Here is a 24,130-nt window from a genome sequence, read left to right as displayed (position 1 = left end):
AGAGATAAACAAGAAATTGAGAACGCGGAGTCGGCTCTCATGTGTGACTCAGCCACTCCGTTGTTCTCTGTGGCCGGAAATAAAAAAACAAATCAGCAGAAATGGGCAAACCCACCGGATTTCTGGAATTTACCAGAGAATTACCCTCCAAACGCCCCGTGCAGGAGCGGAAAAATGACTACAAGGAATTTGTATCATTATATAAGGAGTCGCAGCTTAACCAGCAGGCGGCCCGTTGTATGAACTGCGGCATCCCCTTTTGCCATCATGGATGCCCCCTGGGCAACGTGATCCCCGAATTCAATGACGCCGTTTATAAACAAAGCTGGCAGGAAGCTTACGACATCCTCTCCTCCACCAACAACTTCCCCGAGTTCACAGGCCGCATCTGCCCCGCCCCCTGCGAAAGCAGCTGCGTATTGGGCATCAACCAGCCGCCCGTGGCCATAGAAGAGATTGAAAAGCACATCATTGAAATAGCATTCGATAACGGCCTCGTCAAGGCGAAAAAACCCGCCACCCGGACAGGAAAGAAAATTGCCATCGTCGGATCAGGCCCCGCAGGACTGGCCGCTGCCGACCAGCTGAACATAGCCGGTCACACCGTCACCGTCTTCGAAAGGGACGACGAACCCGGCGGCCTGCTGCGCTACGGCATCCCCGACTTCAAGCTGGAAAAATGGGTGGTCGCCCGACGTATAAAGCTCATGGAAGAAGAAGGCATCACCTTTAAATGTAATGCCAACGTGGGCGTCAACATCAGTATTAATGACCTCCTGCGGGAATACCACGCCATCGTCCTGGCCGGAGGCTCCACCATCCCCCGCGATCTGCCCGTCCCCGGCCGGGAACTAAAAGGCGTCCATTTCGCCATGGACTTCCTTAAACAACAGAACAAACGCGTCAGCAAGCTCCCCGTCGAAGGAGAAGCCATCATGGCCACCGGCAAGAACGTAGTGGTCATCGGCGGCGGCGACACAGGCAGCGACTGCGTCGGCACCTCCAACAGGCATAAGGCCCGCTCAGTCACCCAATTCGAGCTGCTGCCCAAACCACCGGAAGCCCGCACCGCCCATATGCCCTGGCCCACCTACCCCATGACCCTCAAAACCTCCTCCTCCCACGAAGAAGGAGCCGACAGACACTGGGCAGTAGCTACCAAAGAATTCATAGGCGACGGAAAAGGCAACCTCAAAGGCCTGAAGATCGTCACCCTCGAATGGAAGCTCACCGACGATGGACGCGCCGCCAACTTCGTGGAAGTACCCGGCAGCGAGAGAGAGATCCCCTGCGAGCTCGCCCTCTTCGCCATGGGCTTCGTCCACCCGCAGCACGCAGGTCTCGTCCAGGAGCTGGGCGTCGAACTGGATGAAAGAGGCAATGTAAAAGCCCCCGAAAAAAACTACCAGACCAATATCGCCAAAGTATTCACCGCCGGAGACATGAGGCGAGGCCAGTCCCTCGTGGTCTGGGCCATCAGCGAAGGCCGCGAATGCGCCCGTAAAGTGGATGAATACCTCATGGGACAATCCTTGCTGGAAAGAAAAGACCAAAGCCTCATCGCTTTGTAAATAAAATATAAAAGCTCCTTCTTCTACCCACCCTCACTTTTTTCAAAAGAGAGGGTGGGTTTTTTCATTTTGCAAAAGTCCCCCCGAAATTCCTTAAACAAACAACTGAATTTTCCCTCCTTTTTTGAACAACTTCGATTTTTAATTTTATAAAGAAAAAATAAAGACCGCTGCAATTAACTAATTATTAATTTTTTAAGAAGAGCTAACACTGTTAGTTATTTCATATTACAATTTATTATATACAATATTGCATATCCCATATCTCCTTTGTTTAACTATATTAGCATTACAAACATCACTTATAATTTTTTTTAATGTGATAATCCAATACGCCTTTCTCCTTTGAGGACTGTCTACCGGTATACAGCGATTGAAGCCATTAATCAAAACTAAAAACTGCCAGAGAACCAATCTTCCTGGTCATTCCGACCCATTTTTATTTACTCACCAAAACCATCAGCAAATGCTTAGGACACTATCGTTTTCCCTTTTCGCTACCCTCATGTCATGCTCAGTTTGGGCCCAAACAGCCGACACAGCCGCTAAACCGGCAGCGCCAGCCCCCGTCTTATCCATCACAGGTTCCGCCGACGTATATTACCGGTATAATTTCAACAAGCAGGTCAATAACAAGACCAGCTTCACCAATACGCATAATGCGGCCACTTTAGGCATGGCCACCCTCAAGCTGGAGCACAAGACCCAAAAGGTCGACCTGGTCGCCGACCTCGGCTTTGGCCCCAGGGCAAAAGAATTTTCTTACAACGACAATGGTATTACCCAAGCTATCAAACAATTGTACATCAGCTATACACCCATTGCCTGGCTAAAGCTCACAGGCGGTACCTGGGGCACCCACGTAGGCTATGAAGTCCTGGACGCTTATGCCAACAGGAATTACAGCATGTCTTATATGTTCACCAACGGCCCCTTCTCCCACACAGGCCTGAAGGCTGATCTGACTTTTGGAAAGCACGGCTTCATGGTCGGCGTATCCAACCCCACCGATTTCCGCACTATTCCGGACAACGGCAAAAGCAACAAGAACCTCATCGCCCAGTATAGTTTTGCTCCCACAGACAACTATAAATTCTATCTCAACTTCGTAGGCGGCAAGGACGTAGCCGATAATAAGATCTATCAATATGATCTCGTAGCCACCGGTAAGCTCAGCAGCCTGCTTAGCCTGGGGATTAATGGCACCATCAACAATTCCAAGTATACCGCTGACGATTATGCCACTTCCCATACCTGGTCCGGTGCAGCGCTCTATGTCAACCTCGATCCGGCTCCCTGGTTCGGCCTCACCGTCCGCGGAGAATATTTCCACGACAAGGATCATATCAAGATCGCATCCGATAAAGTAATAGCTGGCACCCTCTCCGCACAGTTCAAAGTGGATGGCTTCACTTTCATTCCGGAATTCCGCTATGACAATGCCAATACCACCGCTATGTTCCTGAAAAGCGACGGAACCACAGGTACCAAGAGTACCGCCAGTTTCCTGATCGCAGCGATCTATTCTTTCTAACGATCATCATACATCCATCGGAAACCTAATTCCATCAACTGACCTGTTAACACCTTATTATATGCCTGAAACAACCAGCTAAACATTCACAAATAAAAAAACCAAAGCAAAATGGGAGTAACCAATTTTATTAAAGGTAGGCTCATGATGGAAGGAACTGGGACCCTTCCAGTCATGGTCAAGTTATCAAAAAAAGACAAGTGGCGCATTGCCGGAGGCATGTTTGCCGGTAAGATGATAGGCCTGTTCCTGGTCCTCGTGGCCATAGGATTCCTGCCTGCCATCATTATGGGCACACCCGCCCACGCACAGGCGCCAACCTGGACACCGCACGAGACAACTTTCATGAATACGGCTAATACCATCTGGACACTGGTAGCAGCCTTTCTGGTATTTGGAATGCAGCCCGGCTTCGTATTCCTGGAAGCAGGCTTTGCACGCAAAAGAGAAACCGTCAACGTATTGATGGAATGTATCTTCGACACCTGCATCTGCGGTATCCTCTTCTGGGCCATCGGCTACTCCTTTATGTTCAGCGAAGGCAACGGCTTCATCGGCACCCATTGGTTCTTCCTGCAGGGAGCGCCGGATACCTACGAAGCCACAGGTATACCGCTGCTGGCACACTGGATCTTCCAATTCGCCTTTGCCGACACTACCTCCACCGTTACTTCCGGCGCCATGATCGGCCGCACCAGCTTCCGCGGCGATATCCTGTACAGCATCGGCGTCACAGGGTTCATCTATCCCATCGTGGGTCACTGGTGCTGGGGTCCCGATGGCTGGCTGGCACTCATGGGTACGAAGGACCACTTCTTACCCAACCTGGGCAATGGCTTCCGTGACTTCGCAGGATCCACCGTCGTACACACCATCGGAGGCGTCATCTCCCTGGCAGGCGCCATCGTCCTCGGACCTCGCCTGGGCCGCGTCTTCAAACGGGACGGCGGCGGCATGCCGGCACCACACAACCTGACCGTAGCCGCCGTAGGCGGTTTCATCCTCTGGTTCGGATGGTACGGTTTCAACCCGGGCAGCACGCTCTCCGCCATGGATATGCAAGGCATCGGCCGCGTAGCAGCCAACACCACCCTGGCAGCCTGCGGAGGCGGCATCGGAGCGATGTACTTAGCCCTCTGGTTCGGTGATACAAAAGGCAAGTTCGACCTGGGATATACCACCAACGGCTTCCTCGCCGGCCTTGTAGCCGTTACCTGTCCCTGTTATTGGGTGTCCCCCTTCGGCGCCATCATACTGGGCCTTGTGGCCGGCATAGTGGTTTGGCTAGCCATCAACCTGCTGGAATACTTGCGTATCGATGACCCCATCGGAGCCGTAGCAGTACACGGCTTCTGCGGCATCTGGGGAACCATCTCCCTCGGCCTCTTCGCCAGCGGCCAATACGGAGCAACTGGCCCCACCGGCGCCGACAACTCCGCACCCGTTGCAGGTCTGTTCTACGGCGGCGGCATCGGCGTGCTGAAAGCCCAGGTCATCGGCAGCGCCGTCGTCACCATCGCCACCTTCATCGTCGCTTTTATCCTCATGTGGGTAGTCAACAAATTACCCTACCCCTGGAAACTCCGCGTCGAACCCGAAGGTGAAACAGGACCCGGCGGCCTGGACATGTTCGAACACGGCGTCGAAGCATACCCCTCTCAGGCTTAGATCTTTCATTTCGATATCAAAAACCCGGGCTTGCCCGGGTTTTTTCGTTTATTAACAAAATATTTTCAAGAATTTTTCCATCATATTATCCAAATAAAACATGTATTAAACATCCCTTATTCCCTTCCCCACGTCCCTCCAACTTCCGGAAATAAATGGTTTTTTAAAAACTATACCCCCCTTTTCCATATCAACTCCATCCAAAAATTCGCACTTTACATTCACTCCATCGCATGAAACCCTTTACAGCAAAGGGCTTCAGCCGACAGCAGCATCCCCGGCATCACGCAATCTGAACAATATTCCTCCTAACTTTACGTCATATTACAGAGCATTACTAATAAAACCCGTTAAAAATATGCATCAGGATCTTAAACATCGTTTGATCGCATGGAAGAACGATGTTCACCCCGGAGAGATTAAAAAAGTATTCATCTCCGATAGCCCGTTCACCGTAGGAGAAGACATCGTTAGACTGGAAAAAAGCTTGTCCAATACGATTTCCGGAAAGACCAGCCCGCTCACGGCATCCAGTAAATTCCTTACAACCCAGCATCTTTCAGATGATATAAATCACCTCAACAGTGTCATCGTTTCCCTGGAAAAGGAATTTAATGCCCGCTACGAGCAGATCTTCCATGAGACGGACAAGGACCAGTTGATCCGGTATGCCGAGCTTAACTAATGCTAAACTTGAATCTTTATCTATAAAATCTATAAATTAAACATCATGACAACGATTATTTCATTTGCAGCTTTACTAGTCCTGTTGCTGGCTCCCCTGGTAAAATCACAAAATAGAGCCGCACATTAATTAATAGCATAGACTACAAAAAAAAGGAGCGCATAACAATGTGCTCCTTTTGCTTTTCAAATAAATGCGAACGCTCCAGGTTGCTCACTCCTCCGGATAAGTCCCGTTCAACCCGTATTCCTCCATCTTCCGGTACACGGTCGTCAATCCGATGTTCAACAGCTTCGCCGCAGCTACCTTATTGCCACCGGTATGATCGAGCACACGCTGTATATGCCGCCTTTCCACGCTGGCCAGGTCGAAAGCCTGCAAAGCTTGTATCCCAGGCGACTCCATGGCCCAGATCACCGGAAGCGTATCAATACCCAGTTCCTCCGCATCCGAAAGGATGACCGCCCTTTCAATGACATTCTTCAGCTCCCGGATATTCCCCTTCCAGGGCTGCCGCTCCAGCACCTGCAGGAACTCCCTGCTCATCCCGGTCACCTGCTTGTTCAATTTGTCCGCAAACAGCTTCATAAAATACTCCGCCAGTAATGGTATGTCCTTTGCACGTTCCCTCAACGGCGGTATCTCCACCGTGAAAACATTCAATCGGTAAAAAAGATCTTCCCGGAACATCCCCTCTTCCACCTGCTTCGGTAAATTCCGGTTGGTAGCCGACAACACCCGCACATTCGCAGTAGTAGGCACCGTACTTCCTACTTTGAAAAACTGGCTGGCCTCCAGCACGCGCAATAATTTCGCCTGGAGATCCTGCTGCATCTCCCCAATCTCATCCAGGAATAAGGTCCCTCCAAAAGCCTCTTCGATCAACCCCTTCTTGTCCTTCAACGCCCCCGTAAAAGCGCCTGCCTTATGCCCGAATAATTCACTCTCCAGCAAATCTTTTGAAAAAGAGCTGCAGTTCAGCGCCACAAATGGAAAAGATGCCCGCCCGCTGCCGGCATGAATAGCCTTCGCAAATAGCTCCTTCCCCGTCCCCGTTTCACCCAGCAATAAGACCGTCGTGTCCGAAGCAGTCACCTTTCGTGCCATCGCTATCGTCTCCCGGATCGCAGCTGACTCTCCAATGATATGGTCGAAGCTGAAAGCATGCGCCACCTGCTCCTGCAACCGCGATACCCTCTTCTGCAATCGGGCCTTCTCCATGGCATGAGCGATCAGAGGCAACAATCTGTTGTTATCATCTCCCTTTACTATATAGTCGAATGCCCCTGATCGCATGGCTTGCACGACATCCTGGACTTTGGCATGGGCGGTCAACAGGATCACCTCGACTTCCGCATTCCTCACCTTCATGCTCCGGGTAAGCTCTACGCCATTACCATCAGGCAAACGCACATCACAGATAACGACATCTATATCCTCCTTACGCAATATCCGCAATGCACTCTTGCAATCAACCGCCTCATGCACCACATAACCCTCCAGCGAAATAACCCTCTTTAACAACGCCCGCAGCTTGTCTTCATCATCCACCACGAGAATATTTCCTGCCGCCGCCATATGCTTTATTTTGAAGACTGACTATACAGATACTTTAATTTATAAACTTTCAGCTGCTTGTCATAAGCCATCAGCTGCTTGTCACTCCGAAATTCGGCTTCCATCGAATAGCGGAACTTCGCATTGCCCGCAAAAGCCTTTTCCAGGTTGGCTACCGTCAGCTCCATGACAGGAGATTGCCGGTCGATACTGAAATAATAAACCGTTTCCGGTCGCGCGATCTTCTCGCCCTGGACCAGCTTGTTGATACTGTACAGGTAGAACCCGGCCGTATCGACGATCCGGAACTTCTCCTTGCCTACCTTGCGAATATCCTGTCCCTTTGCAATGCCGCCATACAGGCAAATACCCAATAACAACATCATGAATGTTCTCATATACCTTAATTTTTATTTTTAAAATCTTACCATAACAGCAAGTACGATCCTCGATTCCGACTTGGCCAGGTCTGGCATCCAGCCGCCCCAACTGCTCAATGGCGGCGCCACCGAAGCACCGCTGGAGGTGTAAGTATACCCTCCCGTATTCGTATATCCCGATGGTGATGTCACACCGCCCGGACCGGCAAAGTATCCCTTTAATGGTGTCGTGCCCGGCGCAGCGCCAAGCTCCGCAACAGCCCTGTGCACAAACTCCAGCTTCAGCGTCAGGTTCTGGTTAGGCATATAATCGATCGACGTCGAATAATCCCACGCATTGAAAGTTGACCCCGGCCCCGTCTGCTGCTGGAACAGCGTATCCGCATAACCCGTAGGCGCCAGCACGAGGTACTGCCCCGGATTGTGCATATATCCACCCCCGATCGTCCAGGCGAATTTTTGCTTCTCCCCCAACCAAAGCCTGTTGTAGATCATCCCCGAGATGAAATTCTGCGCCGGCAGCTTCACACCTGTCTTGCCATCCGTCTTCCCGAAAGGCGTCACGCCATCCCCATTCTCAAACCCGAAATCCCCCGTGATCGAAAATGCCGCCTTAGTGATAAACCCATGCTTCCGGTTCAGATAACGCAGCTGGTAACTGTTGTCGCTGTGGAATCGATATCTGCCCGGCGCGCCTTGATCATCCTTCCCGTAATAATTATTGAACACATAATCCACCGTCTCCTTCGGCCTGTAATAAACGGAGACTCCCATGCCGGGCGAATGATTAAACCTGCCATAGGTCTGCCAGCCATTCACCAGCCAGAATTCCAGCTTCAGCTTGTCCGTGGGAAATGTCTGCAGCCGCAGGCCATTGAAGAACCAGGGCGTGTTGTCCGATGTATAGGAAGGCTGATATCCCCAGTTCTCGAAATTATTATAGGAGAAAAGCCCGATGTAGGACATGAAGATGCCCGCATCCAGGTTGATGCCATGCCAGGTATCCCAATGATATCCCGCATAAGCTTCGCTGATATACCGGTAAATGGTTTGCAGGTCATACTGGCCCTTATAAGAACTATTGTCGTTACGGGGCACCACCGTCGAACGGGTGCCGAACTGCATCATCACCCGCCCCCGCACATTGTTCACATGGATATCTCCGCCCACACCCATGAAAGAAAGCTGCAGCTCGTTGTTCCGGGCAAGCGCCGTGCTCCCAACCACCGTATTGTCCAAAGGATGGTTGTAGGAATGCGAATAGTTCAGGTCGATGGTCACATCCCCGGTGAAATATTTGGAGTCGAAAGCAGGGGGACTAGTCTTCCGGCTCGTACCGTTCAGCCACGTAAAATCCCCGAAAGCAAACGGATCACTGGCATGCGCAGCAGTATCCTGGCTTTTCCCTTCATGAAAAAGGAACAACATACTAAAACAAACAATTGATCTCTTAAGCATAGTCTGAATTTAAATTGTAAACAATTGCATCGTCCGGATTCTATCCGTCGTGCCCTATAAGGGCGAATTGTGTACCATAGCCGGATTCAGACCAGGCTTAACCACGTGGAACGCTATGCTCGTCAACGTTTTTAAAAATTTATAGCCATGATGGAAGCTGGATGCGCACCACGTAAAATATTGTCACTTTGAAAATAAAATTTCCAAAGTGGAAATTGCCGGCGATCTGTTTTTCAGTCCGGTGAAAAAATTGTTAATGCATGGTTAACCGCTCCAAACAAAAAGAGGCCGTGAAAACGGCCTCCTTTATACTTTACAAACACTACGGCATCATCATAATCTGAACAACACCGCAAATATGATCCTGTCCTCCGACTTCACCAGGTCAGGCCTCCAGTTAGGATCCAATGCCGTCGTCGAATATCCGGTCTGAGACGTCACCCCGCCCGCACCGGCAAAATAAGGTACGCTCGCGTGCCGGTGCACATACTCCATTCTAAACAGGAAACTCTGGTTAGGCATCCAGTCCAGGTTGGTGCTGCAGTCCCAACCTTTAAACTGATCTCCCGGATTGGCGCTGAAAGGATATCTACCTTCCGTCTGTGCAGGGTTGTTAGGATCTGGCAACGGACTGGCCTGCCCTGTAGGATACAGCACCAGGTATCTGCCCGGGTTGGTCATCACACCTCCGCCCACCGTCCATGCAAATTTGTTCTGTGCTTAAAGCTGCTGGTCGGATTCCAGGTGATATTCGCACCCAGTCCCGGCATGCTGTTGAACTTGCCATAGCTCTGCCACCCATTGATGATCCACGGCTCGATCTTGAGATACTTGGACGGGAATAGCTGTATCCTCACTCCATTAAAGAACCAGGGTGTATTATCCGATGTAAAGGAAGCCTGGTAATCCCAGTTCTCCACCTGGTAATAGCTGTTAAGTCCGATATACGACATAAAGAGTCCGGCATCCACATTGATCCCATACCACTTGTTAAAGTGATAACCGACATAAGCCTCACTTAAGTACCTGTATACATCCGCTAGCTTATACTGCCCTCTGTAAGGGCTCAGGTCGTTCCTCGGTACCACCTGTGTCCGCGTACCCAGTTGCATCAGGAATCTCGCTCTCGCATTCTCATAGTTGAGATCACCCCCAAAGCTCAGTTGCGACAACTGTACCTCGTTGTTACGCGCCAACGCCGTAGACCCCACCACCGTATTGTCATTGGGACGATTAAATGAATGCGTATAGTTGATATCCACCATGACAGTAGGAATAAAATACTTTCCATGAAATATCGAAGAATCCCTGCGATCGCTTCCGTTCTGCCAGTTGGTCTCTATCCCGTCAAAAGGAATTTTCGGGGCTGTGGTATCCTGTGACTGTACTTTCGATGCTGCGCCAACTAAAATAGCACATCCAATAATAAATTTTTTCATTCGGTCATTTTTTTTGTGTGATTATTTTCATGTTGACAGGTCCGCCCTTCCTGCCTTATCCCAGGCATTCGCCAGATCAAATACACTCCGCTTCCCATCCATCTGCAGCAGACAGTCGCACAACGTAAGCGCCTGTTCCTGCACACGTCTAATTTCAATAATATCCACTTTCCACTCCTGGCTCTCCACGGACGATAAAGAATGTTGATCATTCCCCGCTTACATACCATTGTTTTTTAAATTGCCATTTTCTTTGGCTCAAATACCATCGCCGTGCATAAACAAACCCTCCTCCCTTTCGCCTCCAGCAAGGGATAGTTGACACATGCCTTGCACTGATCCCAGAATGCCGGATCAGCCGTGATCTCTGCATAGGTCACTGGCCTGAATCCCAAATGGTGATTCAGAGAAAGAACCGCTGCCCCCGTTGTAATGCTGAAGATGTTTGCCTGGGGATACAGTCTTCGGGAAAGCTCAAAGGCCAATTCCTTGATCCTGGCTGCGACATGCAATCCGCGATAAGCTGGAGCCACGATCAGCCCGCTATTGGATACGAATCCACCGTCACCCCAGGGCTGGATATATGAAAAACCAACCCACTCACCCAGACGCGTAAATGCTATCACAGCATGCCCGTCATAGATCTTATGACATACGGACTGAGGACTCCGTTTTCCAATACCCGTCCCCCTTTCGCGGGCCGAACGCTCCATCTCGGAAAGGATCGTGTATACATATTTTACATCGGCCGGCACGGCAACACGTATTATAATCTCCGGTTCTGCTTCCATTTTTAAAGTTTTATGGTTGATCTCAATTGACCAAACCTCATTCCTTATTCATAAGTCATTGAAATCCAATCATAGTACAATTGCCGCCCCCTTCCTTTTTGAAAAACCCTTTCCATTCCGGCGCAGTGCACACCGGCTGCAAATCGTAATGCGGCGCCCCCCAAAACCTTTATTGTCTTGCAGTTATATCTGTGCCCGCCGATCGGGCACCTCTTTTGCCTATCAAGTCCAAATCCTAAGCATATGATAGATGAACTTGAAGTACCCGCTTATATCACCTGTACCTTGCCTCAGTTGAGAAGTGAGCTTACCCATCGGCAGCACATCTACGACTCAATGCACGTGCTAACTGATTATACAAAGCGCATGGCGCTCGAACACAATTTCAGAGAAGTAAAAAAATGTATGTCCCTGGTAGAAAAGATCTACAACAAAGGAAATATCCTGGTAAAAAATGCGGTGGAAAATGTTTTTATCTTTGCCTTTTCTTCGATCAGGATGCTCTGTAATATCGTGGAATGGAGAATGGTGCAATCCTTTATGCCGTCAGATCTATATGCCTTATACCTGCAACAGGTGATCAGTTCGAAAGACTAAGCAAGCCGCCTGAGCGCTTGCATCAGCAACTTTTGAGTATATTCGCAACAAGCCAACCCTTTTAACCAAGATATGGATGCAACTTCTACGGCTTCATTTCATAAGCGCATTTCCGCAGCCGGAATTCTGCTGGCTACAGGTATTGTTTTCGGTGACATTGGCACTTCCCCTCTATATACCTTGAACGCAGTCTTCCATGACCGTGTCATCACAGAAGACATCGCTCTCGGATCCCTATCCGCCATATTCTGGACCCTTTTCTTTCAAACGACACTGAAATATGTTATCATTACGCTCCAGGCGGATAATAAAGGGGAAGGCGGGATATTCTCTTTGTATGCCCTGATACGCCGGTTCTCCGGGCGCTGGTTATTGTTTCCTGCTATGGCCGGGGGCGCCTTCTTAATGGCCGACGGCATTATCACACCACCCATTTCGGTGGCCTCTGCCATTGAAGGTCTGCAGGCGATCGATCCCCATTTGCAAACGGAACGGATCGTCATCGTTATATTGATCATCCTGTTCCTGTTCCAGCAGTTCGGAACAGATAAGATCGGCAAGATATTCGGTCCGGTGATGGTCGTATGGTTCACCTTCATTGGCATATTGGGAACAATGGCCTTAAAGGACACTCCGGGAGTGCTCAAAGCACTGAACCCTTACTATGCTTATACCATGTTGCGCCATTCACCAGGAGGATTCTGGCTCCTCGGAAGCATCTTCCTTTGTACTACAGGTGCCGAAGCGCTGTATAGTGATATGGGACATTGCGGCAGGAATAATATCCGGGTAAGCTGGATATATATCAAGATCACATTGATCCTGAGCTATGCCGGACAGACCGCCTGGCTTTTACAGCACAAAGGCGGCTACACCGGTATCATCAGTCCTTTTTATCACATCGTTCCGCAGGCTATCTACCGGCCGTCACTCGTCGTTGCAACACTCGCAACCATCATCGCCAGCCAGGCGCTGATCAGCGGTTGTTTTACCCTCATCAATGAGGCGATACGGCTGGATATCTGGCCGAGACACCGCGTGCTGTTTCCAGGCAACATTAAAGGACAGATATACATCCCCTTTGTCAACTGGTTCCTTATGGCCGGTTGCATTGGAATGGTGTTATATTTCCGGGAATCTACCCGGATGGAAGCGGCTTTCGGCTTAAGTGTGACCCTGACCATGCTCATGAGTACCGTGCTGATCAATTTCTACCTCCGTGCTAAAAGAGTGCCTTTTCTCGCCGTAATGGCTATTACCAGCCTTTTTCTCTTTATCGAACTGTCTTTTCTGATTGCCAATTTCCGCAAGATAAAGGACGGTGGATGGCTTACCCTGGTCATCGGGTCCTGCCTGTTCGGGATCATGTTCGTATGGTATAAAGGTCGCAGGATAAAGAATGCGATGATCAGTCTCGTGCCATGCGAACAATATATCCAATTGCTGAAACGCCTGAGCGCCGATGCACATATCCCGAAATATGCGACCAACCTGGTATACCTCACCTCCTCCGGCACTTCAAAAATGATCGAAAAGTCGGCTATCGATTCCATCCTTTCCAAATCGCCTAAACGGGCGGATATATACTGGTTCCTTCATGTGAATGTGCTGGATGAGCCGTATGCATTGAGATATCATGTGGAAACAATCGTTCCAAACGACATCTATTTCATCACATTCAATCTGGGGTTTCGGGTCGAACCCCGCATCGATTATTATTTCGGGCGGGTGGTAAAAGACATGGTCAAAAATAAGGAAGTGGACCTTTCAGAAAGATACGAGCAAACTTACCAGGAAAGCATGATTGGGGATTTTCGTTTTCTGATCATGGATCCCTTTCTTTCTTTCGAAAACGATCTGCCGTTCTGGAAGCGATTCCTGATGCACAGCTATTTTAATTTAAAATATGTGAGTGTCAAGGAGACGGTCAATTTCGGTCTCGACCGGAGCAATGTCACCATCGAAAAATATCCTGTAGTGGTTGCCCCGGTGATACATCCTCCCATTGTCAGGGAGTAACCAATGATCCTCAGGATCAACTGGCCCTACGCCGAATTCCTCGCCGCATTGATGATCCCAAAGCTGCTCCGGATGATCAGCTTCTCATACACCTCCTTCATCGGCTTGTTATCCCCGCTCTTCTCCAGCTGCTGGAATTTCGTGAGCGCATATTGCTGGATAGTGCTCAGGGGCAGCACGATCCGCTCCCGCATCTGGATGGACAGCTGCTCTACAGGATAGTCTGCCATCAGCTCATTCTTTCCCGACAACTTGAAGATATACTTCTGCGTGAGCTCGAATTCATCATAGATCAGCGTCCAAATCTCTCCATATACAGGATGACGGGAGTAATGTTCCGTCAGTGGAAAGAAACACTTCTTCATGGCCATCTCGCAGTTGTCCAGCAAAGTCCTGAAAAAGGGCGAGTTCTCGTAGAGTTGCTTCACCTCTTTCCATTTTCCTTGCTTGTCCAGCGTCTGCAACGCTTTCCCTACACCATAATACCCCGTGACATTCTGCTTCAGCTGGCTCCAGGCGCCCACATACGGGATGGCCCGCAGGTCCTTTAATTCCAATCGGCCCGAGCTCTTCCGCTTGGAAGGCCGGCTGGCGATATTCGTCTCACTGTAAAACCTCAGCGGACTCACCTCGTTCAGATATTGCAGGAAGTAAGGATGCTCTTTCAAAGTGGAGTAAGCCTTATAGCTTTCCAGGGATAAAGCCTGCAATAGCTCTTCCTCGTCCTTCTGCAACGTAATTTCTTTGGATGAGAACAGGTCATTGGACACCCCGGCATGCAACAGCTGCTCGATATTATACTGGGCCGTATCGATCGTTCCGAAATTTGAGCTGACGGTCTGCCCCTGGATGGTCAGCTGTATTTGCTTATTGGCGATATTCTTTCCCATGGAAGCATAGAACTTATGGGTCTTGCCGCCCCCCCTGGCAGGAGGACCGCCCCGGCCGTCAAAGAACACCACGTCGATGCCGAACTCCTTCGATATGCACGTCAGTTCCTCCTTGGCCTTATAGATCCCCCAGTTCGCCATCAGGTATCCCCCATCCTTCGTGCCATCTGAAAATCCCAGCATGATCGTCTGCGTACGGCCCCTGCCCTGCAGATGCTTGTTATACACCTTGTTCTCATAAAGCTGCCGCATGACGCCGGCTGCATGCTGCAGGTCATCCACGGTCTCGAACAACGGTACGATGTCCACGGCCAGCTTTTCCTTTTTCCACCCGCTGATAAGAAAAAGCCCGAACACTTCCAGCACATTCAGAGCGCTGTTGCATTGACTGATGATATATCGGTTACAGCCTTCCTCCCCATTGTATTGCTGTATGGTCCTGATGCCGGCAATGGTTTCCAGCGTATCCTTCACCAGGGCATCCTCATAGAGTCCGGGGTTTGCAGCGCCGCCGCCAAGTCCCGTCAGCACCTCCATTTTCTCAACGTCCGTCAACGAACCATAATGCTCGGGGACCAGCTTTTCCCTGGCCGCAACCGCCTCCAGCACCGTCCCATGCACGGTGCTCTCCTGCCTGATATCCAACGTCGCAAAATGCAGCCCGAAGATCATCACCTTCCCGATCAGGTTGTCCACCAAATGGACAAACAGGCTATTGTGCTGGTAAATGATGATCTCCCGTATCTGGATCAGAGGATCCAGGATCTCCTGCTTGTGCAGCTCCGCCTTATGATCAGGAACAAAGATGTTGTTATAGAGCTTCTGCTCCAGGTCCGCAATGATCGTATCCACACCCTTGAAGGTCAGCCGGCGCTTCAGCCGCCGCACGTCCAGGTAATAACATTTGATGATGGCGCCACGCAAGGATTCCGCCACCTTTAAGGTGGTGTCAGCCTTTACAAATGGATTCCCATCCCGGTCGCCCCCGGGCCAGAAACCCATCTTGATCACGGCATTGCGCTTGTCGATCGCATGCGGGAACTGGTTCTGCAGCATGGCGATGATCTTCCCGCAGGCATGATAGAAAATATTCTCCAGGTACCATATCAGGCTGACTGCCTCGTCAAAAGGAGTAGGCCGCTGCTTTTTCAGGAACGGGGTCTTACCCAATTGCTGCAGGTACAGGTTGATATCCGCGGCATTGTTCTCTATGACTGCCCTGGACAGGTCATTGATGATGCCCAGCACCGGACCGGGATAAAATTGCGTTGGATGCGCCGTCAGTACCATCCTCACCGAATAATCCTTCAATTTATCCGTCAGCTCCTCCTCCTTGTTCGTCTGCAGCACTTCCGAAATAAGGTGCTTTAACGTGCCGGCGCCGCCCATGTCATTGACATGCCGGAAAGCCGCATCCTCCAGCGCATCGAACAGCACGATCTGCCGCTCCACGTATTGCACAAAGCGGAAAAGGATATCCGCTTTCTCCCGCTCCCCCGTAAATGCAGTATGCTTCCGGAAGAAATCTTCCATGATCTCCTCAGGACTCTGCTTCTTCTTATAACCATCCTCACAGATCGTCAGCAGCAGCGATAACAGGATTCCCGTCTTCTCAATACGGTGGAAAGGAAGGGAAGTGAAAAGACTGTTATACAATTGGAACTTGATCCCGACCAGGTTCTTGAATTGCTGCAATCCTTGAGAAGACTGAATGCTCATTAGTTAGTTTTTAATAAATGTTCAAAGAAGTTTGACACAGGCAGCAATAATTACAACCAAGAGCCGAAATTACTTTATTTTCATCAAAAAAATAGCTGATTCCTTGTTTTACAACGAACAATCCCTACCTTAGCGCCCGAGGTGATACCTTACAAATACCATATTATTTCTCCTTCAGCTACCGTCGCCCGTGGTGTATCCGCTGCGCAAGTTACGATTATTATTACCTCCACAACAACCTCCACAACCCGTTAAGGGTTGTCAATTTCCATATTACAACATGGGCTTCTCACCAAGCTGTCAAACGTAAGAAAGGTCTTTTTTTATCTACTTCAATTCACAATCCAACAATATGCAGGTCTTAAAATTCGGAGGTACTTCCGTAGCCAACGCAGAAAATATAAACAAGGTCGTTCAGCTGGTGCGGGAGGCCCTGACCAACGACAGGACCATCCTCGTGGTTTCCGCGCTGGGCGGCGTCACGGATATGCTGATCCAGGCTGGTCTGTCCGCCGCCGCGGGAGAAGAATCCTACAAAGAACGCCTCCATGCAGTGGAGCAGCGCCACCTGGAGGCTGTAAAGCAACTCCTCCCCCTCACCCGCCAAAGCAGCGTCCTGAGCCAGGTGAAAACAAAATGCAACGAGATCGAGGACATCTGCAACGGCGTATTCCTCCTCAGCGAGCTGTCGGACCGCACGCGCGATAAGATCGTCAGCTATGGGGAGCTGCTCTCTTCCCTCATCATCTCTGCCAGGTTTGATGCCCTGGACATTCCCAACACCTGGAAAGATTCCAGGCAGCTCATCAGCACGGATTCCCACTTCGGCTATGCCGCCGTGGACTTCCCGGTCACCAACCAAAAGATCCGGGAGTTCTTCGACACGACAAAAGGTGACCTCTTCATCCTCCCCGGCTTCATAGCCTCCGACAGCAAAGGCATCACCACTACCCTGGGCAGAGGTGGCTCCGATTATACGGCAGCTATCCTGGCGGCGGCAACAGACGCCGCTATGGTAGAGATCTGGACGGACGTATCCGGTATGATGACAGCCGACCCCCGCCTGGTCTCCAACGTAAAGGTCATTCCACACATCTCCTACCAGGAAGCAATGGAGCTGTCTCATTTCGGGGCCAAAGTGATCTACCCCCCCACTATTCAACCCGTGATGGCAAAAGGTATCCCCGTCCGGATAAAGAACACCTTCTCGCCGGCCGACGCAGGCACGGTAATAGAATTCGGCACCCTCCGCAATGGCAGCAGCATCCGGGGTATTTCCAGCATCGGAAAGATCGCCCTGCTCAGCCTGGAAGGCAGCGGTATGGTAGGCATTCCCGGTTTCTCCAAACGCCTCTTCGAAGCCCTTTCCAACGAAAAGATCAACGTCATCCTCATCACCCAGGGCTCTTCCGAACATTCCATCTGCGTAGGTGTCGAAGAAGCTTTTGCAATGGAAGCCAAGGCAGCCGTGGACAATGTCTTCAGCCATGAGATAGAAACAGGTAAGGTAGAGCCCCTCATCATAGAAAAACACCTTTCCATCGTGGCCCTGGTAGGCGACCAGATGAAAAGCCACCCCGGCGTCAGCGGCAAAATGTTCGGCGCGCTGGGTCGCAACGGCGTCAATGTCCGGGCCATCGCCCAGGGATCTTCCGAGAGGAATATCTCCGCCGTCATCGCCGCCGCGGATGTGAAAAAAGCCATCAACGTCCTGCATGAAGAGTTCTTTTCCACCACCTACAAGCAGGTCAACCTGTTTATCACGGGCGCAGGCAATGTAGGTCGCCGCCTGATCGATCAGCTCCGGCAGCAACAGTCCTACCTGCTGGAACAGCTGCGCCTCCAGGTCCGGGTCATCGGCCTGGCCAACAGCCGGAAAATGGTCTTCAATGACAATGGCATCCCCCTCGACAGCTGGAAACAAGCCCTGGAAGACGGCCTCCCCATGAACCTGCCGGATTGGGTGGAAGGCATCACTTCCAGGAACCTGCGCAACGCCGTCTTTGCGGACATCACGGCCAACCAGGACGTGGCCGCCTGCTACGACAGCCTTCTGCAGAAAAGCATCTCCGTAGTCGCCTGTAATAAGATCGCCTGCTCCTCGCCCTACGGCTACTACAGACGCCTGAAAGACCTCTCCCGCGAATATAACTCCCTTTTCCTCTTCGAGACCAACGTAGGCGCCGGCCTCCCCGTCATCGGAACGCTCAACGACCTGCTCCGCAGTGGCGACAAGGTCGGTCGCATCGAGGCAGTGTTAAGCGGAACCCTGAATTTTGTCTTCAATCATTACAATGGAGAAAAACCCTTCACGGACGTGGTGCGCCAGGCCCAGGAAGAAGGATACACAGAGCCGGACCCCCGCCTGGACCTCAGCGGAACGGATGTCATGAGAAAAATAATGATCCTGGCCAGAGAGGCGGGTGAAAAGATGGAGATGGAAGACATAGAGAACAACACCTTCCTGCCCGAATCCTGCCTCAAAGGCAGTGTGGAAGACTTCTACAAAGCCATGGCCGGAGAAGAAGAACATTTTAAGGCATTATATGATTCCGCCGCAAAAGCCGGTAAAAAGCTGAAATTCGTAGCTCGCTATCAGCAGGGCAAGGCGTCTGTCGGCCTTCAGCACATCGATCCCCGGCAGGACCTGTATCACCTGTACGGAAAGGACAACGTTGTCCTCTTCTACACCGATCGGTACACGGAACAGCCCCTGGTGATAAAAGGAGCCGGCGCCGGCGCCGAAGTGACGGCCTCGGGCGTCTTCGCGGATATCATCCGGGCCGCCAGACTCTAAACCCTAACCAGGCACCACGAACAACCAACCAAACAATATGAACGAAATTATCATAAAATGCCCCGCCACCGTCGCCAACCTGGTTTGCGGTTTCGACGTGCTGGGAATGGCCCTGGAAGAACCTTACGACATTATGGAAGTAAGCCTCCTGGACGAGCCCGTCATTCGCATCACCAGTAAGGACGGCTTCCCCCTTCCCTCCGACCCCGCACTCAACACAGCCGGCGCCCCCCTGCTCGCCATGCAGGAAGAACTGGGAAGACCCGTCGGCTTCGGGCTGGTCATCCATAAAAAGATCAAGCCCGGCAGCGGCGTGGGTAGCAGTGCCGCCAGCGCCGCCGGCGCCGTGGTTGCCGCCAATCACCTGCTGGGAAACATCTTTTCGAAGGAAGACATGGTCCGCTTCGCCATGTTCGGTGAAAAAGTGGCCTCAGGCGTCAAGCACGCCGATAACATCGCCCCCTGCATCTATGGCGGCATCACCCTCATCCGGTCCATATTCCCGTTAGACATCATATCCATTCCTGCCCCCCTTCTCCACGTCACCGTCGTCCACCCGCAAATAGAGGTCAGGACCTCGGACGCACGCCAGATCCTCCGCAAGGAGGTACTGCTGAAAGACGCTATCCGGCAATGGGGCAACATCGCCGGCCTGGTAGCCGGCTTCATGAAGAATGACTATGAGCTGATTGGCCGCTCGCTGGAAGACGTGATCATAGAACCCGTTCGCAGTATGCTCATCCCCGGCTTCGACCAGGTCAAAAGCCAGTGCAAGGAGGCAGGCGCCCTCGGAGGCGGCATCTCGGGATCAGGCCCCTCCATCTTCATGCTGAGTAAAGACAGACATACCGCAGCAGCCGTGGAACAGGTCATGAAAACCATCTACGACCAGATAGGTCTCGATTACCACACTTACGTCACCACCATCAACCACGAAGGAGTAAAAATACTATCCCCACATGCGCTACTATAGTCTCAACCATCCCGCTGAAAAAGTTAGCTTTAAGGAAGCCACCATCAGGGGACAAGCGCCCGACAAAGGCCTCTATTTCCCGGAACAGATCCCCGTCCTGCCGGCAGATCTCATAAAAAATATCAGCGCGCACTCCCACGAGGACATCGCCCTGCAGGTGATCCGTCCTTACGTAGGCGATACCATCCCGGAAAATGAGCTCCGCCGCATCGTCTCGGAAACCATTGACTTCCCCTTTCCCCTGGTACCCGTCACCCCCGGCATCAGCTCCCTGGAACTATTCCACGGCCCTACCCTGGCATTCAAGGACGTGGGCGCCCGCTTCATGAGCCGCTGCCTGGGATATTTTGTGAAAGACACGCACCAGGAAGTGACAGTGCTCGTGGCTACTTCCGGCGACACAGGCGGCGCCGTCGCCAGCGGCTTCTATGACGTGGAAGGGGTGAACGTGGTCATACTCTATCCCTCCGGCAAGGTCAGCAGCGTACAGGAATTACAGCTCACTACCCTGGGAAAGAATATCTCCGCCCTGGAGGTCAGCGGCACCTTCGATGACTGCCAACGGATGGTAAAAACAGCTTTTGCAGACCCGGATCTCAACCGCGCCCTATTCCTCACCTCCGCCAACTCTATCAATGTCGCCCGCTGGCTGCCCCAGCAATTCTACTATTTCTTTGCCTACCGGGCTTGGACGGAAAAAGCCCACCCGCCCGTGATCAGCGTCCCCAGTGGCAACTTCGGCAATATTTGCGCCGGCCTCCTGGCCCATCGCTCCGGCCTGCCCGCACAACATTTTATCGCTGCCTGTAATGCCAATGATACGGTGCCATCCTTTCTGCAGACAGGACAATATTCCACCAGGCCCGCCATCCCCACCCTCTCTAACGCCATGGACGTGGGGGACCCCAGCAACTTCGTCCGCATCCTGGAAATTTTTGCCCACGAATTCAGCTCCCTGAAAAAAGTATTGTCCAGCTACAGCATCACCGACGAAGAAACACGCGCCACCATCCGCGACGTCTACAAAAAGTATCACTATCTCGCTGACCCCCACGGCGCCGTAGGCTTCCTTGCCCTGGAAAAATACCTGGCAGGACACCCTGGTGAAAAAGGCATTTTCCTGGAGACCGCCCACCCGGTGAAATTCTATGACGCAGTGGAATCCGAGACAGGAGAAAAAGTGCCCCTACCCGACAACGTTAAGATCCTGTTGGGCAAAGAAAAGATCAGCACGAAGATCAGCCCGGATTTTTCAGCATTGAAAAATTTTCTGCTGGCATAAGACACGAATGCTCATTTTTAACCTTAAATTTATCCCGTACAAGCTATTCCTCATCTTCATATTCCAAACTTCCTTTGCAAACAGCTAGCTCTCCAGGCCGCCTTTCCGGCCTGGACCACCTCCGCGCCTTAGCTATTATGCTGGTTTTCGTTTACCATTACCGCATCTTCGGCCATCCGCCGCTCCTGGATGAGATGGGCAGCTTCGGATGGACAGGAGTAGACCTTTTTTTTATTCTCAGCGGCTACCTCATCGGCGGTCAGCTCTTCCGCAGAATGGCCCATCATCAACCCCTTTCCTATGGAGAATTTTATTTCAAACGTTTCTTTCGCATCGTTCCCGCCTACCTGGTCATCGTCGCGCTTTATTTCATCATCCCCGCCTTTAAGGAACGCAGCGAGCTCCCGCCCCTTTGGCGCTTCCTCACCTTCACCCAAAATTTCGGATTGGACATTTTCAACAAAGGCGCCTTCTCCCACGCCTGGTCGCTTTGCATCGAAGAACAGTTCTACCTGTTGCTGCCCCTGTTCCTCCTGTTCGGCACTGGCCCAAAGAAAAAGCTGATCTGGCTCCTTCCGGCATTCTTCCTGCTCGGCTTTATCCTCCGTATCTACAGTTGGTATCATTTCCTCCAGCCCCTGCTGGATACGCCGGAACATACGGGCTTTGGACAGGCCTATTACAAGTATATTTATTACCCCACCCACACCCGCCTGGATGGACTGCTGGTGGGCTTGTCCCTGGCGGCTTTAAACCACTTCCGCCCCGGCGCCTGGCAGAAGATCACCCGCCATGGCAACGCACTCCTGATCGCCGGCCTGCTGCTCTCAACAGGCGCCTGGTGGATCTGCCACGACGAAAAACAATACAGCTTCAGCGGCGCCGTCTTTGGCTTCCCGGTCATCTCCCTCGCCTATGGCGTCCTGGTCCTGGCAGCGCTTAGCCCATCATCCGTCCTATACCGCCATGCCGCTGGCCTCACCCGCTGGATAGCGACCCTTTCCTATTCCATTTACCTCACGCACAAACAGCTGATCCATCTTACCCACCAGGTGCTGGCGCCGCACGGCATCGGGAATGACACCTATACCTCATTCTGGATCTGCGTGGGAATATCCCTTATAGGAGGATGGATCCTCCACCTGGCGGTAGAAAGACCCTTCCTGAAATATAGAGATCATTTGTTGTCCGGTCGTCAGCTACCCCAGCTTTTCAAGACGGAAGTCTAATCGCTTGTCCTTCTTGAAATACTCCAGGATCATGACAGAACCCGCCTTGGCCGGGAACACCTTTAATGTGCTGGCCTTGGACTTCAATGGTATCTTATCGGTGGTGAACTTGCTGCCGTTATACTTGATGGCATTAAAGGTCTGCCCTTTGTAGTCCGAGCTCCGCTCATAGTCGCTGTAACACACGGCAAAATTGGAATTGTCCGCCTCACCCGTGGTAAAGTCATAGTCGAAAGCTCCGATCATCTTCAGGTAAATGGCAAGCGTGTGCTGGCTGTTATAGTCGGACGCAACCCCGGCTATGGCCGTATTGTTCGTCTTATCATAAATGGTGGCCCCCTTCACCTTGTATTTGCCGTCGAATTCCATCATCACCATATCCGTAACGACGATCTTGGTAACACCCATATTCCCGCCGGCAAGCACGCTGAGCGCAATTCCGCCGGCACTCGCCTGGCGTTTGTATCCCTCGCCCACAATGAACATCTTGTGATCCGGCGTGCGTATCACTTTATGGATATAAAGAAACCCCACATCGTCGATCTTGCCCTTCCTGTTCGTAGCCAGGTATTTCGAAAAATCTTCCGTCCAGCTGTTGTAGGTCTTGTTCACGAACTTGCCTGCAGTCGTCATCTCATAGATAGCCAGCCCCTTGCTGAAATCCTTGCCGACATTGTCATCCTTATCATAATAAGGCCCGATCACCAGCACATTGGCCGTTCCTTCCAGGGGAGCGACATAGGTCGGCATCAGCTTATAGTTATCCGCGGCATAATCGATATCGAATTGCTTCTTCTTTGTCACGAAGTTGATGCCTACCAGGTGGGTGGTTACATTTCCGCTCAATGCATGGTTCTTCTTCAACACTTCCAGTATGATCAGGCTGTCCGTCGCGCCCAGGTATTCCGCAAAGGCATACTTCTCCGCATCGTCAGAAGGCACATAGGTCCATTGCTTCTTGTACTCGGATGAATAATAATCCACCTCATAGGTCCGCTGCTTGCCATCCCGCATGGGCAGCACGGATACATACCCCTGGTTGCCGATGTCGAAGACATTCTTGTTCATCCCTTCGTCTGTATGCATCGTTTCATATTGCTTCATAAGAGCATCCGTCTTTTTGTCATAGCCCCTGCTGTAGGTGTTCTTCAATTTTCCATCCATGTCGTAGATCTTCATGTCCAGCGTCTTCTCGTCCTCATTCTTGAAAAGGAAAGAGATGCTGTTGCCATTATAGGAGGATTCCAGCAGGTTCAGCTTCTTCGTATCCTCGAATTTTATGCTCCTCACTTTGTTCAAATTCTCGTCCAGGATCTGAAGGGTATACTCGTTCGTGTGCTTGTCGATCTTATCACTCTGGTACAGGAAGAAATAGCCCTTTATCTGACCCTGGCTGGATATGGTGCCGCTATTCCTTAAATAGGCGGAGTATACCTTGTCGATGCTCAGCTTGCTTTGCGCGAAAGCCGCTTCGCTCATCAGGCCGGACGCGGCCGCCAGCAGCAGTAAAAAGAAAAGTTTCTTGGTGTGTGACATTGTAT

The 24,130-nt window shown here is 51.4% G+C and carries 19 protein-coding genes; 10 read left to right on the top strand and 9 right to left on the bottom strand.

Annotated elements, in window-relative coordinates:
- Positions 1-101 precede the first annotated feature (101 nt).
- The 4 genes from Q4E93_RS15575 to Q4E93_RS15560 all read left to right on the top strand — a co-directional run bounded on the left by Q4E93_RS15575 (position 102) and on the right by Q4E93_RS15560 (position 5,458).
- Positions 102-1,571 carry a glutamate synthase subunit beta gene (locus Q4E93_RS15575; RefSeq protein ID WP_303586699.1) on the top strand — a complete coding sequence of 490 codons (1,470 nt, stop codon included), beginning with the start codon at positions 102-104 and terminating at the stop codon, positions 1,569-1,571.
- Positions 1,572-2,037: 466 nt separating this feature from the next.
- Positions 2,038-3,105 (top strand): outer membrane beta-barrel protein, encoded by a 1,068-nt coding sequence (locus tag Q4E93_RS15570; protein WP_303586698.1) that lies wholly within the window; start codon positions 2,038-2,040, stop codon positions 3,103-3,105.
- Between the two features lie 144 nt (positions 3,106-3,249).
- Positions 3,250-4,773 (top strand): ammonium transporter, encoded by a 1,524-nt coding sequence (locus Q4E93_RS15565; protein ID WP_303586697.1) that lies wholly within the window; start codon positions 3,250-3,252, stop codon positions 4,771-4,773.
- A 358-nt stretch (positions 4,774-5,131) separates the two neighbouring features.
- Positions 5,132-5,458, top strand: a complete 327-nt coding sequence (locus tag Q4E93_RS15560; RefSeq protein WP_303586695.1) for a hypothetical protein — start codon at positions 5,132-5,134, stop codon at positions 5,456-5,458.
- Positions 5,459-5,671: 213 nt separating this feature from the next.
- Here the strand turns inward: Q4E93_RS15560 and Q4E93_RS15555 are convergent, their stop codons facing one another.
- The 7 genes from Q4E93_RS15555 to Q4E93_RS15525 form a co-directional block, all read right to left on the bottom strand.
- A complete protein-coding gene (locus Q4E93_RS15555) occupies positions 5,672-7,036 on the bottom strand; it encodes a sigma-54-dependent transcriptional regulator (protein ID WP_303586693.1) in 1,365 nt (454 codons plus the stop codon).
- A gap of 5 nt (positions 7,037-7,041) precedes the next feature.
- The gene (locus Q4E93_RS15550) at positions 7,042-7,413 is read right to left on the bottom strand and encodes a hypothetical protein (protein WP_303586692.1); all 372 of its coding nucleotides are present in this window, start codon (positions 7,411-7,413) and stop codon (positions 7,042-7,044) included.
- Between the two features lie 18 nt (positions 7,414-7,431).
- Positions 7,432-8,853 (bottom strand): outer membrane beta-barrel protein, encoded by a 1,422-nt coding sequence (locus Q4E93_RS15545; RefSeq protein ID WP_303586690.1) that lies wholly within the window; start codon positions 8,851-8,853, stop codon positions 7,432-7,434.
- 333 nt (positions 8,854-9,186) lie between these two features.
- On the bottom strand, positions 9,187-9,549 hold the full coding sequence (locus Q4E93_RS15540) for an outer membrane beta-barrel protein (RefSeq protein ID WP_303586688.1): 363 nt from the start codon (positions 9,547-9,549) through the stop codon (positions 9,187-9,189).
- A complete protein-coding gene (locus Q4E93_RS15535) occupies positions 9,534-10,292 on the bottom strand; it encodes an outer membrane beta-barrel protein (RefSeq protein ID WP_303586686.1) in 759 nt (252 codons plus the stop codon). The genes Q4E93_RS15540 and Q4E93_RS15535 overlap by 16 nt, the downstream gene beginning before the upstream one ends.
- Positions 10,293-10,319: 27 nt before the next feature.
- Positions 10,320-10,481, bottom strand: coding sequence for a hypothetical protein (locus Q4E93_RS15530; RefSeq protein WP_303586684.1), 162 nt, complete (start codon positions 10,479-10,481; stop codon positions 10,320-10,322).
- Positions 10,482-10,528: 47 nt separating this feature from the next.
- Positions 10,529-11,083, bottom strand: coding sequence for an N-acetyltransferase (locus tag Q4E93_RS15525; protein ID WP_303586681.1), 555 nt, complete (start codon positions 11,081-11,083; stop codon positions 10,529-10,531).
- Positions 11,084-11,326: 243 nt separating this feature from the next.
- Between Q4E93_RS15525 and Q4E93_RS15520 the strand changes: the two genes are divergently transcribed.
- On the top strand, positions 11,327-11,680 hold the full coding sequence (locus Q4E93_RS15520; protein WP_303586679.1) for a DUF7674 family protein: 354 nt from the start codon (positions 11,327-11,329) through the stop codon (positions 11,678-11,680).
- Positions 11,681-11,752: 72 nt separating this feature from the next.
- Complete coding sequence (locus Q4E93_RS15515; protein WP_303586677.1) at positions 11,753-13,699, top strand: KUP/HAK/KT family potassium transporter; 1,947 nt, start codon at positions 11,753-11,755, stop codon at positions 13,697-13,699.
- 26 nt (positions 13,700-13,725) lie between these two features.
- Here Q4E93_RS15515 and Q4E93_RS15510 read toward each other — a convergent pair whose 3' ends face one another.
- Positions 13,726-16,308, bottom strand: coding sequence for a phosphoenolpyruvate carboxylase (locus tag Q4E93_RS15510; RefSeq protein WP_303586675.1), 2,583 nt, complete (start codon positions 16,306-16,308; stop codon positions 13,726-13,728).
- Between the two features lie 352 nt (positions 16,309-16,660).
- Here Q4E93_RS15510 and thrA point away from each other — a divergent pair, with 352 nt between their 5' ends.
- The 4 genes from thrA to Q4E93_RS15490 all read left to right on the top strand — a co-directional run bounded on the left by thrA (position 16,661) and on the right by Q4E93_RS15490 (position 22,589).
- Positions 16,661-19,105, top strand: coding sequence for a bifunctional aspartate kinase/homoserine dehydrogenase I (gene thrA, locus Q4E93_RS15505; RefSeq protein ID WP_303586673.1), 2,445 nt, complete (start codon positions 16,661-16,663; stop codon positions 19,103-19,105).
- A 37-nt stretch (positions 19,106-19,142) separates the two neighbouring features.
- On the top strand, positions 19,143-20,078 hold the full coding sequence (locus Q4E93_RS15500; protein WP_303586671.1) for a homoserine kinase: 936 nt from the start codon (positions 19,143-19,145) through the stop codon (positions 20,076-20,078).
- Positions 20,065-21,360, top strand: coding sequence for a threonine synthase (gene thrC / locus Q4E93_RS15495; protein WP_303586669.1), 1,296 nt, complete (start codon positions 20,065-20,067; stop codon positions 21,358-21,360). Before Q4E93_RS15500 ends, thrC begins: the two co-directional genes overlap by 14 nt.
- Positions 21,361-21,434: 74 nt before the next feature.
- The gene (locus tag Q4E93_RS15490) at positions 21,435-22,589 is read left to right on the top strand and encodes an acyltransferase family protein (protein WP_303586667.1); all 1,155 of its coding nucleotides are present in this window, start codon (positions 21,435-21,437) and stop codon (positions 22,587-22,589) included.
- On the opposite strand, the gene Q4E93_RS15485 is transcribed toward Q4E93_RS15490, so the two are convergent.
- The gene (locus tag Q4E93_RS15485; protein ID WP_303586666.1) at positions 22,560-24,125 is read right to left on the bottom strand and encodes a DUF6770 family protein; all 1,566 of its coding nucleotides are present in this window, start codon (positions 24,123-24,125) and stop codon (positions 22,560-22,562) included. The genes Q4E93_RS15490 and Q4E93_RS15485 overlap by 30 nt on opposite strands.
- Positions 24,126-24,130 lie beyond the last annotated feature (5 nt).

It is taken from the genome of Flavitalea plasmicola, from assembly GCF_030546645.1.
GTDB lineage: Bacteria > Bacteroidota > Bacteroidia > Chitinophagales > Chitinophagaceae > Puia.
This window is presented reverse-complemented; position numbering and strand designations above follow the sequence as displayed.

Bases quoted from the DNA above. Each gene is read 5' to 3' on its own strand.
- Q4E93_RS15575 (WP_303586699.1), top strand. From the start codon at position 102: ATGGGCAAACCCACCGGATTTCTGGAATTTACCAGAGAATTACCCTCC.
- Q4E93_RS15570 (WP_303586698.1), top strand. From the start codon at position 2,038: ATGCTTAGGACACTATCGTTTTCCCTTTTCGCTACCCTCATGTCATGC.
- Q4E93_RS15565 (WP_303586697.1), top strand. From the start codon at position 3,250: ATGATGGAAGGAACTGGGACCCTTCCAGTCATGGTCAAGTTATCAAAA.
- Q4E93_RS15560 (WP_303586695.1), top strand. From the start codon at position 5,132: ATGCATCAGGATCTTAAACATCGTTTGATCGCATGGAAGAACGATGTT.
- Q4E93_RS15555 (WP_303586693.1), bottom strand. From the start codon at position 7,036: ATGGCGGCGGCAGGAAATATTCTCGTGGTGGATGATGAAGACAAGCTG.
- Q4E93_RS15550 (WP_303586692.1), bottom strand. From the start codon at position 7,413: ATGAGAACATTCATGATGTTGTTATTGGGTATTTGCCTGTATGGCGGC.
- Q4E93_RS15545 (WP_303586690.1), bottom strand. From the start codon at position 8,853: ATGCTTAAGAGATCAATTGTTTGTTTTAGTATGTTGTTCCTTTTTCAT.
- Q4E93_RS15535 (WP_303586686.1), bottom strand. From the start codon at position 10,292: ATGAAAAAATTTATTATTGGATGTGCTATTTTAGTTGGCGCAGCATCG.
- Q4E93_RS15525 (WP_303586681.1), bottom strand. From the start codon at position 11,083: ATGGAAGCAGAACCGGAGATTATAATACGTGTTGCCGTGCCGGCCGAT.
- Q4E93_RS15520 (WP_303586679.1), top strand. From the start codon at position 11,327: ATGATAGATGAACTTGAAGTACCCGCTTATATCACCTGTACCTTGCCT.
- Q4E93_RS15515 (WP_303586677.1), top strand. From the start codon at position 11,753: ATGGATGCAACTTCTACGGCTTCATTTCATAAGCGCATTTCCGCAGCC.
- Q4E93_RS15510 (WP_303586675.1), bottom strand. From the start codon at position 16,308: ATGAGCATTCAGTCTTCTCAAGGATTGCAGCAATTCAAGAACCTGGTC.
- thrA (WP_303586673.1), top strand. From the start codon at position 16,661: ATGCAGGTCTTAAAATTCGGAGGTACTTCCGTAGCCAACGCAGAAAAT.
- Q4E93_RS15500 (WP_303586671.1), top strand. From the start codon at position 19,143: ATGAACGAAATTATCATAAAATGCCCCGCCACCGTCGCCAACCTGGTT.
- thrC (WP_303586669.1), top strand. From the start codon at position 20,065: ATGCGCTACTATAGTCTCAACCATCCCGCTGAAAAAGTTAGCTTTAAG.
- Q4E93_RS15485 (WP_303586666.1), bottom strand. From the start codon at position 24,125: ATGTCACACACCAAGAAACTTTTCTTTTTACTGCTGCTGGCGGCCGCG.